Genomic DNA, 12,859 nt, shown 5'->3' with positions numbered 1-12,859 from the left:
CAATTGGAGGAATTGAGAATGACACATCACACGAAAAAAGGGGTCTCGAATTACTCGCGGGCCGCGTGGGTGATGATCAGCCCGTTTCTGCTCTTCTTCATCATCACGCTGCTGATCCCCACGCTCATCTCGCTTTATTTCAGCTTCGCCAGCATTGGCGAGCAGATCCAGTTCGTCGGGCTGGAAAACTACATCAGCGTCTTTCGGGACCCGCTGTTTGCCAAGGCTTACCTGAACACCTTCATCTTCATGGCGGGCTCGATCCCCGTGACGGTGTTCTTGGCCTTGATCCTGGCGGTTTTGCTGAATCAGCCTCACATTCACGGTCGTGGGTTCTTCCGCACCGTGTACTACCTTCCGGCGGTCACGTCGGTGGTGGCGGTCGCCTCGGTGTTTCTGACCTTCTACAACCCACAAGGTCTGTTCAACCGGATCGTCACGATGATGGGCGCCAAGCCGATCAACTGGTTGACGGATCCGTTTTGGTCGCAGATCTCGATCATCATCGTCATGGTCTGGCTCAACGTGGGGTTTTACACGGTGATGTTTCTGGCCGGCCTGCAAAACATCTCCAGTGAGGTCTACGAAAGTGCCGAGATCGATGGGGCCAGCAAAATTCGCCAGTTTTTCAGCATCACCATTCCGCTGCTGAAGCCGGTGGTGCTGCTGGCGATGATCCTGAGCACGATCAACGGGCTTGGCGCCTTTGAAGCGCCGAACATCCTGTTTCAAAACAGCTACGGACCGGAAAACGCGGCCGTCACCGTGGGGGTCAACCTCTACAAGACCAGTTTTGAGCTGGTCAACTTCGGGAAGGCCTCGGCCATCGCGTGGACCATGGTGATCGTCGCGGTGGGGCTGTCGCTGGGCCAATTCATCCTGGGAGGACGCAAGCATGCAAAGTAAACGTCGCATCACGCGCACGGCGCTGTATCTGGTGCTGGGGATCGGCCTGCTCGTTTTCATTCTGCCGTATGTTTATATGCTGCTGGCGGCGACGCAAAAAAACGAGGTCATCCTCGGGCCCAACCCCTTCTTCGGGTTTGGCGCCGACTTTCTGAAGAACTTAGCCGAGGTGCAAAAGGACTACAACTACCTCCGCGTCCTCGGCAACTCGATTCTGATCACCGTGGTGGGCACGCTGGTGTCGATGCTGGTCACCACCCTGGCCGGCTATGTGCTGGCCAAGTACCGCTTTGCCGGTGGCACGCTGATCTTCTATGCCGTGATGCTGGCGCGGATGGTGCCGCAGTTTGCGCTGATCATCCCGACGTTTTACATTCTGTCCGGGATGGGGCTGACCAACACGTACACCGGGGTCATTCTGCCCAGTGTGGCCTCGACCACAGCGGTGTTCATGATGCGGCAGTACGCCCTGGACTTCCCCAGTGAGCTGATGGAGTCGGCGCGCATTGATGGGGCCAGTGAGGCGCAGATCTTCTGGCGCATCGCCGTGCCGGTGCTGGAGCCCGCGATTTTGACCACCGGCCTGTTGACCTTCATGGGGTACTGGAACGCCTACCTGTTCCCGCTGATCATCTTGAACGACCCGGAGAAGTACACCGTGCCGCTGATCATCCAGAACATGACCCAAAACACGTACAAGCCGCTCAAATACGGCGCGCTGATGGCAGTTTTGGCCACCAGTGTGGTCCCGATCGTGATCCTGTACATGTTGTTGCAAAAGAAGTTTCAGTCCAATAACGTCGGTCAGGCGATCAAGTGAGGGGGAGACGTATGGCAACACAACAACCACCGCTCACCCCAGAGGACCAGCTCGACCGCGTTGTCGCAAAACTGACGGCGGAAATGGGGCGCTTGGACGGCAAGATCCCATACATTGCCACCGAAGGCCGATATGTGGCCGACGCAGGCACCGATGCGGTGTGGTGGACCAATGGCTTTTTTGCCGGGATGCTCTGGGCGCTGGATAGCCTGCACCCGGACGACCGCTTCCGCGCGCTGGCGCGCGCCCACGAGGAGCGTCTGATGACGCGGTACCAGCACTTCTCGGCCATCGATCACGATGTCGGGTTTGTGACGCTACAAACCGCCGTCAGCGATTACCGGCTGACCCGCGACCCGCAGGCGCGCGAACGCGCGCTGCTCGGGGCAACCGTGCTGGCGGGGCGCTACAACCCGGCCGGCCAGTTCTTTCGTTGCTGGAACCAACCCGGGCGTGCTGGCTGGGTGATCATCGACAGCATGATGAACCTGAACCTCCTGTTTTGGGCTAGTCGGACGATCGGTGACCCGCGCTTCGCCAACATCGCGATCGCCCACGCCGACACCGTGATGCGCCACCAGGTGCGCGCGGATGGGAGCGTCTACCACATTGTCGCGTTTGATCCCGCCACCGGCGCCGTGGCCGGCCATCCGCAGGGCCAGGGCTTTGCGCCTGAGTCTGCGTGGACGCGAGGGCAGGGCTGGGCGCTGTACGGGTTTGCCATGGCCTATGCGCAAACCGGCTTCGTCCGCTACCTCGCCATGGCGCAGCGCGTCGCCGACTACTTCATCGGCCAAGCCGAGGCGCACCAGTGGCTGATCCCGGCGGACTTTGCCGCCCCGGCGACCACGGCGCGTGACAACTCCGCCGCGCTGATCGCGGCCAGTGGGCTGCTGGACCTTGCGCACTTGACGAACACGCCACGGTACAAAGTCGCGGCCCGGCGGCTGGTGACGGCCTTGCTCCCGCAGCTGGACTTTGATCCTGCGCGCGATGGCATCGTGCCCGGCACGACCGGTCAGTACCACGACGAAGGGCGCGGTGAGGAGAACCAAACCATCGTTTACGCGGATCACTTCTATCTGGAGGTGCTGATGAAGCTGACCGGGCACACGTTCACCGTGTGGGCGCTGCCACCCAAAGAATGACCACCCCAACGCTGGCCGAATCTGGTCAGCGTTTTTTGCTGGGCACCTGAGCGCCAGCTGTGCATTGACTTGCCTCAGTCATTCGGCTAGGCTGGAGAAAAGTGCGGCCCAACCGCACACAGGAGGCGGATTCGATGAAGGTACAGGCAACGGATCTCTTTAAGCTCAAGACACTCAGTCAGCCGGTGGGCGTGGGCGCGGCAGTGTTTTACCAGGAAAACTGGCTGGATGAGGCGGACAACGCTTACTACAGCCGGATCGTGCAGCTCGATCGCACCACGCGGCGGCGGACGGTGTTTGGTGCCGATCAGCACCATGACCATGCGCCGCAGCTGAGCGCGGATGGCCAGTGGCTCGCGTTTCTCAGCCAGGACGACACGAAGCACCCCCAGATTTTTCTGCAGGCAGTGACCGGCGGCAGCGCCCGGCAACTCACGCGGGAGGCGGCCGGGGTGACCGCGTTCTTCTGGGGTCAGGCCGCATTGGTCTATGCGACGCATTCGGTGCCAGCCAAGGCCGAGCGACCGGCGCCGGTGGTCGTGACGCAGGCGCGGTACAAACTCAATGGAGCGGGCTTGTTGCCGGAGGGGCTGACCTATTGGATCAAGCGCCAAAGCGTGACGGCCAAAACGGGCCGGGTGGTGTTCACCAGCGACCAGCCGATCGAGCTGACGGCGGTGGCACCGGCCGGGGATGTGGCGGCGATCAGTCAGGCCACGCACCCGGCCGACCCCAGCGACTTCGGCGACACCTGCAGCCTGTTGGACCTCGCCACCGGGGCGCTGACGCCGGTCACCACCAGTGTGCCGGCGGGTAGCTTCAGCGGGGTGGCGTTTGCCCAGGACGGCCAGCAGCTGCTGGTGTACGGGACGGATAACCACGCCCCCAACGTCGCGCAAGATCACTTGTGGCATTACGATCGCGCCACTGGCGCGTTCCAGGATGTGACGGCACCACTGGATCTGGCCGTCAACGGCGCGCTCACCGGCGATGTCCAGCAGGGGCTGAGCCACCGGATCGCGGCCTTTGCCACCACGGATTACTATTTGACTACCGGGTTTGACCACGGGCAGTTCAGCCTTTACGCAGGGGGGCCTAATGAGCCACTGGCGGTCATTCTCGGCGGGGCGCGCCACATCACTGACTGGTCGCTGACCCCCGACGGGCGCAGTGTGCTGTTCACGGAATCGACGTTCACGCAGCCGAGCCAGCTGAAGGTGCTGGACCTGATCACGCTGGCGGAAACGCTTTTGGTCGACCCCAACGCCCAGTACGTGCGCACGCACGACTTGGTGACGCCTGAACACTTCAGCTTTGAGCGGGCGGATTTCACCCTTGAGGGCTGGTACTACCGGCCGCAAACCAGCGGCAAGCATCCGGTTGTGTTGGATGTGCATGGGGGGCCGGCGGTCGGCTACGGCAACACGTTCTTCCATGAAATGCAGCTGCTGGCAAGCCGCGGGTACGGGGTCATCACGATGAACCCGCGCGGCGGCCAGGGCTACGGTGAGGCGTTCGAGGCGGCGGTCATTGGGCACTACGGTCAAGGCGACTTTGCCGACCTGATGCAAGGCGTGGATGAGGTGCTGGCCATGGATCCGCAGGCGGACGCGGCCCATCTGTACGTCACCGGCGGCTCTTACGGCGGCTTCATGACCAACTGGATCGTTACCCACACCGACCGCTTCAAGGCGGGGGCCACGCAGCGCTCGATCGCCAACTGGCTCAGCTTCTACGGCACCAGCGACATCGGCTACTACTTCACGCCGTGGGAGCTGGCCGGTCAGTGGGCCGGCGACACGGCCGACGTTGCGCGACTCTGGGATTTTTCGCCGCTCAAGTACATTGCGGCGGTGACGACGCCGACGCTCGTGCTGCACAGTGAAAACGACCTGCGCTGCCCGATCGGCCAGGGGGAGGAGTTTTACATGGGGCTCCTGCTGCACGGCGTGGAAACGCGCTTTGTGCGCTTCCCGCAAAGCACCCACGAGCTGTCGCGCTCGGGTCTGCCGAACCTGCGGCTGGCGCGGCTGAACGAGATTCTGAGCTGGTTTGACCAGCACCAATAACAGGAGGACACTGAGATGAAACTAGGGTTTATCGGGGCCGGCAACATGGCCCAAGCGATTATCGACGGGTTACTCAAAGCCAAGGCGCTGGCGCCAACGGACATCATCATTCACGGCGGCACCGCGGCGCACTATGAGGCCTACGCGGCCAAAACCGGGGTGCGCACGGCCTTCAGCAATGTGGCGGTGGTCGAGCAGGCGGAGCTCGTGATCCTGGCGGTCAAGCCGCGCTTGGCCAGCGATGTGATCGACGAGCTCAAGCCGACCTTGATGGCACAGCAGACGCCGCTGGTATCGCTGATGAGCGGCGTGTCGCTGCTGCAGATCGAGGGGTACCTCGGCACCAAGGATTACCCGCTGGTGCGTACGATGCCCAACCTGAACGTGGCCATCAATGCGGGAATGACGGCGTATGCGGCCAACCCGGCGGCGGCCGCAGTGTTGCCACACGTGATCGACCTGTTTGCGGCGCTGGGCGAGACGATCGCACTGGAAGAGGCGCACTTCTCCACCTTCGTGGCGCTGTCCGGCTCCAGCCCAGCGTTCGTCTACCTGTTCATCGACGCGCTGTCGCGGGCGGGGGTCAAGTATGGGCTGACCAAGGCCGCGGCGACCCGGATCGCGGCACAGGCGGTGCTGGGAAGCGGGGCAATGGTGCTGCAGAGTGACGGGAGCCCGTTTGACCTGATCGATAAGGTGTCCAGCCCCGGTGGCACCACGGTGGCCGGTCTTTTGGCGATGGAAGCGGCGGGCTTCATGCCGGCTGTGGTGGCCGGGGTGGACGCGACCATCGCCAAGGACCAGGAAGACTAGCAACTTTTTTGTGACAGGGCTTGCATTTTTGGTCTATACCATTTAAACTAAAGCTAATTGGTCCAGTTACGCAAACAGCAGCAGAGAAAGGACGTCACGCGGTGGAATCTCCAGTCTATATCCAAATTCATAACCAGATCCGACAAGACATTGAGGCAGGCAAGTGGCAGATCGGGGATCGGATCCCGAGCGAGCGCGACTTGGCGGTCACCTTCAACGTCTCCCGCATGACGCTTCGCCAGGCGATTCAAACGCTGGTTGACGAAGGGATCCTCGAACGGCGGATCGGGGCCGGCACCTATGTCGCGAACCGCAAAGTGCAGGAGAAAGTCTCCGGCGTGACCAGCTTCACCGACATCATGATCGCCCAAGGCAAAAAGCCGTCGAGCAAAACCATTTCGTACCACGTGGCCAAGCCCTCGCTGTCCGAAAGCGAGAAGTTGCAGCTGCCGGATGGGGCGCAGGTGTTGCGCATGGAGCGGATCCGCTACGCCGACGCCGTCCCGATCAGCTTTGAAGTGGCCACCGTGCCCTACGACTTGGTGCGCGACTTCTCCAAGAGCGAAGTCACCAAGTCCTTTTACCACACGCTGGAGAAGAAGGGCGGCTACCACATGGGCGGCGCGACTCAAACCGTCAGCGCTCAGCTGGCGTCCGAGCGCATCGCTGACTACCTGGAGATCAAGCGCGGTGAGGCGATCCTGCGCCTGCGGCAGATCTCGCTGCTGCAAGACGGGCGGCCGTTCGAGTACGTGCGCACTCAGTACGTGGGGGAGCGCTTTGAGTTTTATCTGGAACGCTAGTGCGGGCGAAACCGGGACATCAGCCAAATGTCTCGGTTTCTTTTTTTTGCCTAAAAGCGGGTGTTGAGCGGGCGCCGGGGTGGGTCAGTCTGGCTCAAGGCGCAAACGCGGATTGGGCCGCATAACGGCTCATGGTGACGTTTTCATTGCGATAGTTGGGGTCAAACTGGGAGCCACCGCTGGTTTTCTGGTATAATATTCTCCAAGTTGATCTAATCACACGCCCACTCAGTTGGGCGACAACGGCGGCGCTTCGGCGTCGATAAAGGAGAAAAAGCGCATGGCCTATGAAGATGACAGCTTAGTCCTTCATACAGATTTTTACGAGTTGAACATGATGTACACCTACTGGCAGCAGGGGATCGCCGAGAAGAACGCGGTGTTTGAAGTCTACTTCCGCGATTTGCCGTTCGGCAGCGGTTTTGCCGTGTTTGCCGGGCTTGAGCACGTGGTGGACTACCTCAAGCACCTGACCTTCTCTGAAAGCGACCTGGCGTACCTGCGGGAAACGACGCCGTGGCCGGCCGCATTTCTCGACTACCTGCGTGACTTCAAGTTCACGTGTAGCGTGCGCTCCGCCGTTGAAGGCGACCTCGTGTTCAACCACGAGCCAATTTTTCAGGTGGAAGGGCCGCTGGCGCAGGGGCAGCTGATCGAAACTGCCGTGCTGAACATCATCAACTATCAGACGCTCGTGGCCACGAAGGCGGCCCGCATCCGCGCCGTGGTCGGCCAGGATCCGCTGATGGAGTTCGGGACCCGGCGCGCGCAGGAAACTGAGGCGGCGATCTGGGGCACCCGAGCGGCGTTCATCGGCGGCTTCAACGCGACCTCCAACGTCCGCGCCGGCAAGCTGTTCGGTATTCCGATCTCCGGCACCCACGCCCATGCGCTGGTGCAGGCCTATCGCGATGACTACGCCGCCTTCAAGGCGTACGCGGAGGCCAACCGCGATGTCGTTTTCCTTGTGGACACCTATGATACCCTGCGCTCCGGCGTGCCGGCCGCCATTCGTGTGGCCAAGGAAATGGGCGATCGCATCAACTTCCAGGGTGTGCGCATCGACTCCGGCGACATGGCGTACATCTCCAAGCGCGTGCGCCAGCAGCTGGATGAGGCCGGCTTCACTGAGACCAAGATCGTTGCGTCCAACGACCTGGATGAGCACACCATCCAGAACCTGAAGATGCAAGGCGCCAAGATCGACACCTGGGGCGTGGGCACAAAGGTCATCACCGCTTATGACCACCCGGCGCTTGGCGCGGTGTACAAGCTTGTGGCTATCGAAGACGATAACGGTGAAATGGTGGACACCATCAAGCTGTCCAGCAACGCCGAGAAGGTGTCGACGCCAGGCAAAAAGCAGGTGTGGCGCATCACGCGGCACACCAACGGCAAGTCCGAAGGAGACTACGTCAGCCTTGCGGATGAAGACATTGCCGGGCTGCAGGAGCTGTACATGTTCCACCCGAGCTACACCTACATCAACAAAACCGTCACCGACTTCGACGCCCGGCCGGTGCTTCAGGACATTTTCAGTGCCGGGGTGCAGGTGTACCAACTGCCAAGTCTGACCGCTATCCGCGAGTTCTGCATGCACAGTGTCGACAGTCTCTGGGACGAGTACACCCGTGTCTTGAATCCGCAGGAGTACCCGGTTGACCTGTCGCAGGCCGCCTGGGACAACAAGATGAACCTGATCAAGCACATCAAGGCCAAGGTCGCCAAGGGCAAACTGTAACACCAAAAGCCGCCTGCTTGTGGGGCGGTTTTTGACTTGGCGGCCGGCGGCGATCAGTGAACAACGGAGGAAAGCGAATGCGAGCGATGCAACAACAGATTATTGCGGATTTGAAGGTGCAGCCGGACATTGACCCAGCAGCAGAAATTCGGCGAAGCGTGACGTTTCTCAAGCGTTACATCCGCCACTACCCGGGACTGAAAACCTACGTGCTCGGCATTTCCGGCGGGCAGGACTCGACGTTGGCCGGGTGCCTGGCGGAACAGGCGATGATGGAGCTGCGCGCCGAAACTGGCGACGCGGCCTACCGCTTCATTGCGGTGCGCCTGCCTTACGGTGAGCAGGCGGACGAGGCGGATGCGATGGCAGCCATCGACTTCATGCAGGCGGACGAAACCGCGCGCGTGAACATCAAGGCCAGCGTTGACGCGATGGTGGCGGCGGTCACCGACACCGGTGCCACCATCACCGACTTCAACAAGGGCAACATCAAAGCGCGCGCCCGTATGATCGCCCAGTACGCGATCGCCGGCGCCCGCGCCGGGGTCGTCATCGGCACCGACCACGCGGCGGAGGCCATCACCGGGTTTTACACCAAGTTCGGTGACGGCGGCGCGGATGTGACCCCGCTGGCGCGGCTGGACAAGCGGCAGGGCGCGGCGATGCTTGCGGTGCTCGGGGCGCCCAAGCACCTGTACGAAAAAACGCCGACCGCGGACCTTGAGGAGGACCGCCCGGCGCTGCCCGATGAGGTCGCCCTCGGTGTGACCTACACCGACATCGACGACTACCTGGAGGGCCGGCCGGTGGCGGAACCGGCCGCGGCGAAGATCGAGGCGTGGTACCAAAAATCCGCGCACAAACGGCATTTGCCGATCACCGTGTTTGATACGTTCTGGGAATAGTTGCGAAACGGTCGGCGACTCGGTATACTGTTATCGTAGACATAAGGGAGTAACTAGCGGCGCGGCCGCGGCAGTATCACCAGCTAGGCGAATATTCTGGTGCTGCCTTAATTAGTGAGACTTATGAGCTGCCCTATTTGGGCGGCCATGGGTCTCTTTTTTTACCCCCGCTATTCGCCAAAGGAGGAATCAATTTGACCGAACGACCTGCATATTCAAGAACCACGCGTGAAACGCTTGACGCGGTGCACACCGACCTCGCCACGGGCCTGAGCCCGGCTGAGGCGAAGACCCGCCTGGCCAAAAACGGCCCCAACGCCCTCGCCAAGGGGGAGAAGAAAACGCTGGCCCAGCGCTTCTTGGATCAGTTCAAGGACTTCATGATCGTGGTGCTGCTGGTGGCGGCACTGATCGCTGGGTTTGTGGTGCATGAGTGGGCCGATGCCGGCATCATCCTCGCCGTGGTGATCCTGAACGCCATGTTTGGCGTGTTCCAGGAAAGCAAGGCGGAGGAGGCCATCGACGCGCTGCAGAAAATGGCTACGCCGAACGCCCACGTGCGTCGCGGCGGCAACGTGGCCACCATTCCTAGCTCCGACTTGGTGGTCGGTGATGTGGTGCTGCTGGAGGCGGGTGATGTGGTGCCAGCTGACCTGCGACTGGTCGAATCCGCCAACCTGAAAAGCGAGGAATCCGCGCTGACCGGGGAATCCGTCCCGGTGGAGAAAACCACTGCGGCACTGACAGACGGCGACGTCGGCATCGGTGACCGCACCAACATGGCCTTCATGAACGCCAACATCACGTACGGCCGCGGGGTCGGCGTGGTGGTGGCGACGGGGATGGCAACCGAGGTCGGGCGCATCGCCGGTATGATCAACGCGGCGGACGAAACCACGACGCCGCTGCAGGAGAACCTGAAGGCGCTGGGCAAGACGCTGACGCTGATGATCCTGGTGATCGCGGCCATCGTCTTTGGCGTTGGCCTGTGGCGCGGTGCCGCCAGCCTACCGGAGATGTTTTTGACCGCGATTTCGCTGGCCGTGGCTGCGATCCCGGAAGGCCTGCCCGCCATCGTCACGATCATCCTAGCGCTGGGCACGCAGAAAATGGCCAAGCGTAACGCCTTGGTGCGCAAGCTGCCGGCTGTTGAGACGCTGGGCTCCACGGACATCATCGCCTCCGACAAAACCGGGACGCTGACGCAAAACAAGATGACCGTCGAAAAGGTGTACTATGACGGGCAGCTGCACGATGCTACGGCCGGCATCACCGGCGGCAACCCGCTGATGACCATCATGAACTTCGCCAACGACACTAAGATCCAGGCCGATGGCACGATGCTCGGCGACCCGACCGAAACAGCGCTGGTCGCTTACGGTCAAAAGCACGACTTCGCGCTCAAGGCCAAGCTGACCGGCGAACCGCGGGTGGCCGAGGTGCCGTTTGACTCCGAGCGTAAGCTGATGTCAACGATCCACCAGTTGCCGCAGGGCGGTTTTCTTGTGGCTACCAAAGGGGCGCCGGATCAGCTGCTTCGCCGCGTGACGCGCATCGTTGACGGCGACACGGTACGACCGCTCACGGCGGCGGACCGCGACACCATTTTGGCCGAAAACACGGCGATGGCCAAGCAGGCCCTGCGCGTGCTGATGATGGCCTACCGCCAGATCCCGGAAGTGCCGGAAGAGGTGGATTCGGACACCATCGAGGCCGACCTGATTTTCGCTGGCTTGGTCGGGATGATCGACCCTGAGCGACCGGAAGCCGCAGCGGCCGTTGCCGAAGCGAAGGCGGCCGGCATTCGCCCGATGATGATCACCGGGGACCACCAGGACACCGCCGAGGCGATTGCGGTGCGGCTGGGGATCATCGATGCCGGCGACGATGCCGCGGTCATCACCGGGGCGCAGTTGGACCAGCAGTCCGATGAGGAATTCAACCGCAACGTGACCAAGTACAGCGTCTACGCGCGCGTGGCGCCGGAACACAAGGTGCGCATCGTCAACGCCTGGCAAAAGCGCGGCAAGGTGGTCGCGATGACCGGGGACGGGGTGAACGACGCACCGGCCCTCAAGGCCGCCGATATCGGCATCGGCATGGGGATCACCGGGACGGAAGTGTCCAAGGGGGCATCCGACATGGTGCTGGCCGACGACAACTTCTCCACCATCGTGATCGCGGTGGAAGAGGGCCGCAAGGTGTTCTCCAATATTCAAAAGAGTATCCAGTACCTGCTGTCGGCTAACCTCGGCGAAGTGCTGACGCTGTTCATGATGACGATGCTGGGATGGGACCTGCTCGCGCCGGTGCACATCCTGTGGATCAACCTGGTCACCGACACCTTCCCGGCGATCGCGCTGGGGGTCGAGCCGACTGAACCGGGCATCATGAACCAGAAACCGCGCGGGCGCAAGTCGAATTTCTTCTCCGGCGGCGTTGGCCCGGCGGTGATCTGGCAGGGGCTCCTGGAAGGTGCGCTGACGCTTGGCGTGTACTTCATCGGTATCACCTGGCCAGTGCACACCGGCAGTGGCGAGATCCACGCCGATGCGCTGACCATGGCGTACGCGACGCTGGGGCTGATCCAGCTGTTCCATGCCTTCAACGTCAAGTCCGTGCACCAGAGCCTGTTCAAGGTCGGCTTCTTCCGCAACAAGGCCTTTAACTGGGCAATTCTGGCCTCCTTCATCCTGCTGGCCGCCACGATCCTCGTGCCGGGCTTCAACGGGTTGTTCCACGTGACCAGCCTGGATTGGCACCAGTGGCTGACCGTGCTGGGCGCCGGAGTGGCGATCATCGTGATCGTCGAAATCGTCAAATGGGTGTTACGTCAACGCAAAAACTAGTAAACTAGCCTTAGTGGCCCACTGGGAGACCGGTGGGCTTTTATTTGTAGCGGCAGGACCCCTGACCGCTCACCAATTCAGCGCCTTGATGCACCACCCCTGATGGGGCTGGCGGCCGGCGCAAACGGAGGATGCACATGAACAAAAATCAACTCAAGATGGTGCACTACGGCCAGCTGGTCAACCAGGTCATCACGACCACCGAGGACATTCAGTCGACCATGAGCCCGAAATTTGAGACCCTGCTTCAGGCCATCGATGCGGCCACTGTCGCGGCTCTTGATCCGGCCGACTATACGGCGACCAAGGCGGCGTTCGCAGCGGGCACGGCGCAGTATGAGGCGCTGGGGCAGCAGCTGAACGGTGTGGTGGCCCCGGCGCGGCTGATGGGCAACCACAAGCTGTTGGCGGGTGCGTACGCCGAGTTTGTCGCGGGGTGCCAGGCCATGACCGCCAGTCTTGGGGCTGCGCCGGCTGATCTGGACACCGCCGCGTTTGATGCGGCGGAGACGGCCCAGGACACGGCAACGGCGAAGCTGATGAAGCACCTGCAAAAGATTTCGGCGCTGGCCTAAAAAAAATCAAAAAGGGTTTGACAACCGCGCCTTGGCGCCTTATTGTTAGATACAAGAAAACTTCGAGGAGGAAGCAGACATGATCAATCGTTTATCTACTGTCATCAAAAGCTGGCAAAGCCAACAGTAGGTAGGTTGTCGCGACACAACCTGCCAGACGCGCAGGTTGTGTCTATGTTGGCTTCCATCTCGTCCGCATAGGCACCCATACTGGGGCTATGCGGGCGTTT

The 12,859-nt window shown here is 61.6% G+C and carries 10 protein-coding genes; all 10 read left to right on the top strand.

Annotated features, from left to right (window positions below):
• The first annotated feature begins 18 nt into the window (after positions 1–18).
• A complete protein-coding gene (locus EKM88_RS09680) occupies positions 19–906 on the top strand; it encodes a carbohydrate ABC transporter permease (RefSeq protein WP_125705631.1) in 888 nt (295 codons plus the stop codon).
• Positions 896–1,726 (top strand): carbohydrate ABC transporter permease, encoded by an 831-nt coding sequence (locus EKM88_RS09675; protein WP_125705629.1) that lies wholly within the window; start codon positions 896–898, stop codon positions 1,724–1,726. The genes EKM88_RS09680 and EKM88_RS09675 overlap by 11 nt, the downstream gene beginning before the upstream one ends.
• 11 nt (positions 1,727–1,737) lie before the next feature.
• Complete coding sequence (locus tag EKM88_RS09670; protein ID WP_125705627.1) at positions 1,738–2,874, top strand: glycoside hydrolase family 88 protein; 1,137 nt, start codon at positions 1,738–1,740, stop codon at positions 2,872–2,874.
• A 134-nt stretch (positions 2,875–3,008) separates the two neighbouring features.
• Positions 3,009–4,943, top strand: coding sequence for a S9 family peptidase (locus EKM88_RS09665; protein WP_125705625.1), 1,935 nt, complete (start codon positions 3,009–3,011; stop codon positions 4,941–4,943).
• Positions 4,944–4,958: 15 nt separating this feature from the next.
• Entirely contained in the window at positions 4,959–5,756 is a 798-nt protein-coding gene (gene proC, locus EKM88_RS09660; RefSeq protein WP_125705624.1) for a pyrroline-5-carboxylate reductase, read from the top strand.
• A gap of 101 nt (positions 5,757–5,857) precedes the next feature.
• On the top strand, positions 5,858–6,559 hold the full coding sequence (locus EKM88_RS09655; RefSeq protein WP_125705622.1) for a GntR family transcriptional regulator: 702 nt from the start codon (positions 5,858–5,860) through the stop codon (positions 6,557–6,559).
• A gap of 280 nt (positions 6,560–6,839) precedes the next feature.
• The gene (locus tag EKM88_RS09650; RefSeq protein ID WP_125705620.1) at positions 6,840–8,300 is read left to right on the top strand and encodes a nicotinate phosphoribosyltransferase; all 1,461 of its coding nucleotides are present in this window, start codon (positions 6,840–6,842) and stop codon (positions 8,298–8,300) included.
• Positions 8,301–8,377: 77 nt separating this feature from the next.
• Positions 8,378–9,205 (top strand): ammonia-dependent NAD(+) synthetase, encoded by an 828-nt coding sequence (nadE, locus tag EKM88_RS09645; protein ID WP_125705619.1) that lies wholly within the window; start codon positions 8,378–8,380, stop codon positions 9,203–9,205.
• 194 nt (positions 9,206–9,399) lie between these two features.
• Entirely contained in the window at positions 9,400–12,054 is a 2,655-nt protein-coding gene (locus EKM88_RS09640; RefSeq protein WP_125705617.1) for a cation-translocating P-type ATPase, read from the top strand.
• Between the two features lie 137 nt (positions 12,055–12,191).
• On the top strand, positions 12,192–12,629 hold the full coding sequence (locus EKM88_RS09635; protein ID WP_125705615.1) for a hypothetical protein: 438 nt from the start codon (positions 12,192–12,194) through the stop codon (positions 12,627–12,629).
• Positions 12,630–12,859 lie beyond the last annotated feature (230 nt).

Source organism: Lacticaseibacillus daqingensis (genome assembly GCF_003946115.1).
Lineage (GTDB): Bacteria > Bacillota > Bacilli > Lactobacillales > Lactobacillaceae > Lacticaseibacillus > Lacticaseibacillus daqingensis.
This window is presented reverse-complemented; position numbering and strand designations above follow the sequence as displayed.

Excerpts from the sequence above, each read along its gene's own strand:
- EKM88_RS09680 (WP_125705631.1), top strand. The coding sequence starts at position 19 with ATGACACATCACACGAAAAAAGGGGTCTCGAATTACTCGCGGGCCGCG.
- EKM88_RS09635 (WP_125705615.1), top strand. The coding sequence starts at position 12,192 with ATGAACAAAAATCAACTCAAGATGGTGCACTACGGCCAGCTGGTCAAC.
- nadE (WP_125705619.1), top strand. The coding sequence starts at position 8,378 with ATGCGAGCGATGCAACAACAGATTATTGCGGATTTGAAGGTGCAGCCG.
- EKM88_RS09665 (WP_125705625.1), top strand. The coding sequence starts at position 3,009 with ATGAAGGTACAGGCAACGGATCTCTTTAAGCTCAAGACACTCAGTCAG.
- proC (WP_125705624.1), top strand. The coding sequence starts at position 4,959 with ATGAAACTAGGGTTTATCGGGGCCGGCAACATGGCCCAAGCGATTATC.
- EKM88_RS09650 (WP_125705620.1), top strand. The coding sequence starts at position 6,840 with ATGGCCTATGAAGATGACAGCTTAGTCCTTCATACAGATTTTTACGAG.
- EKM88_RS09670 (WP_125705627.1), top strand. The coding sequence starts at position 1,738 with ATGGCAACACAACAACCACCGCTCACCCCAGAGGACCAGCTCGACCGC.
- EKM88_RS09675 (WP_125705629.1), top strand. The coding sequence starts at position 896 with ATGCAAAGTAAACGTCGCATCACGCGCACGGCGCTGTATCTGGTGCTG.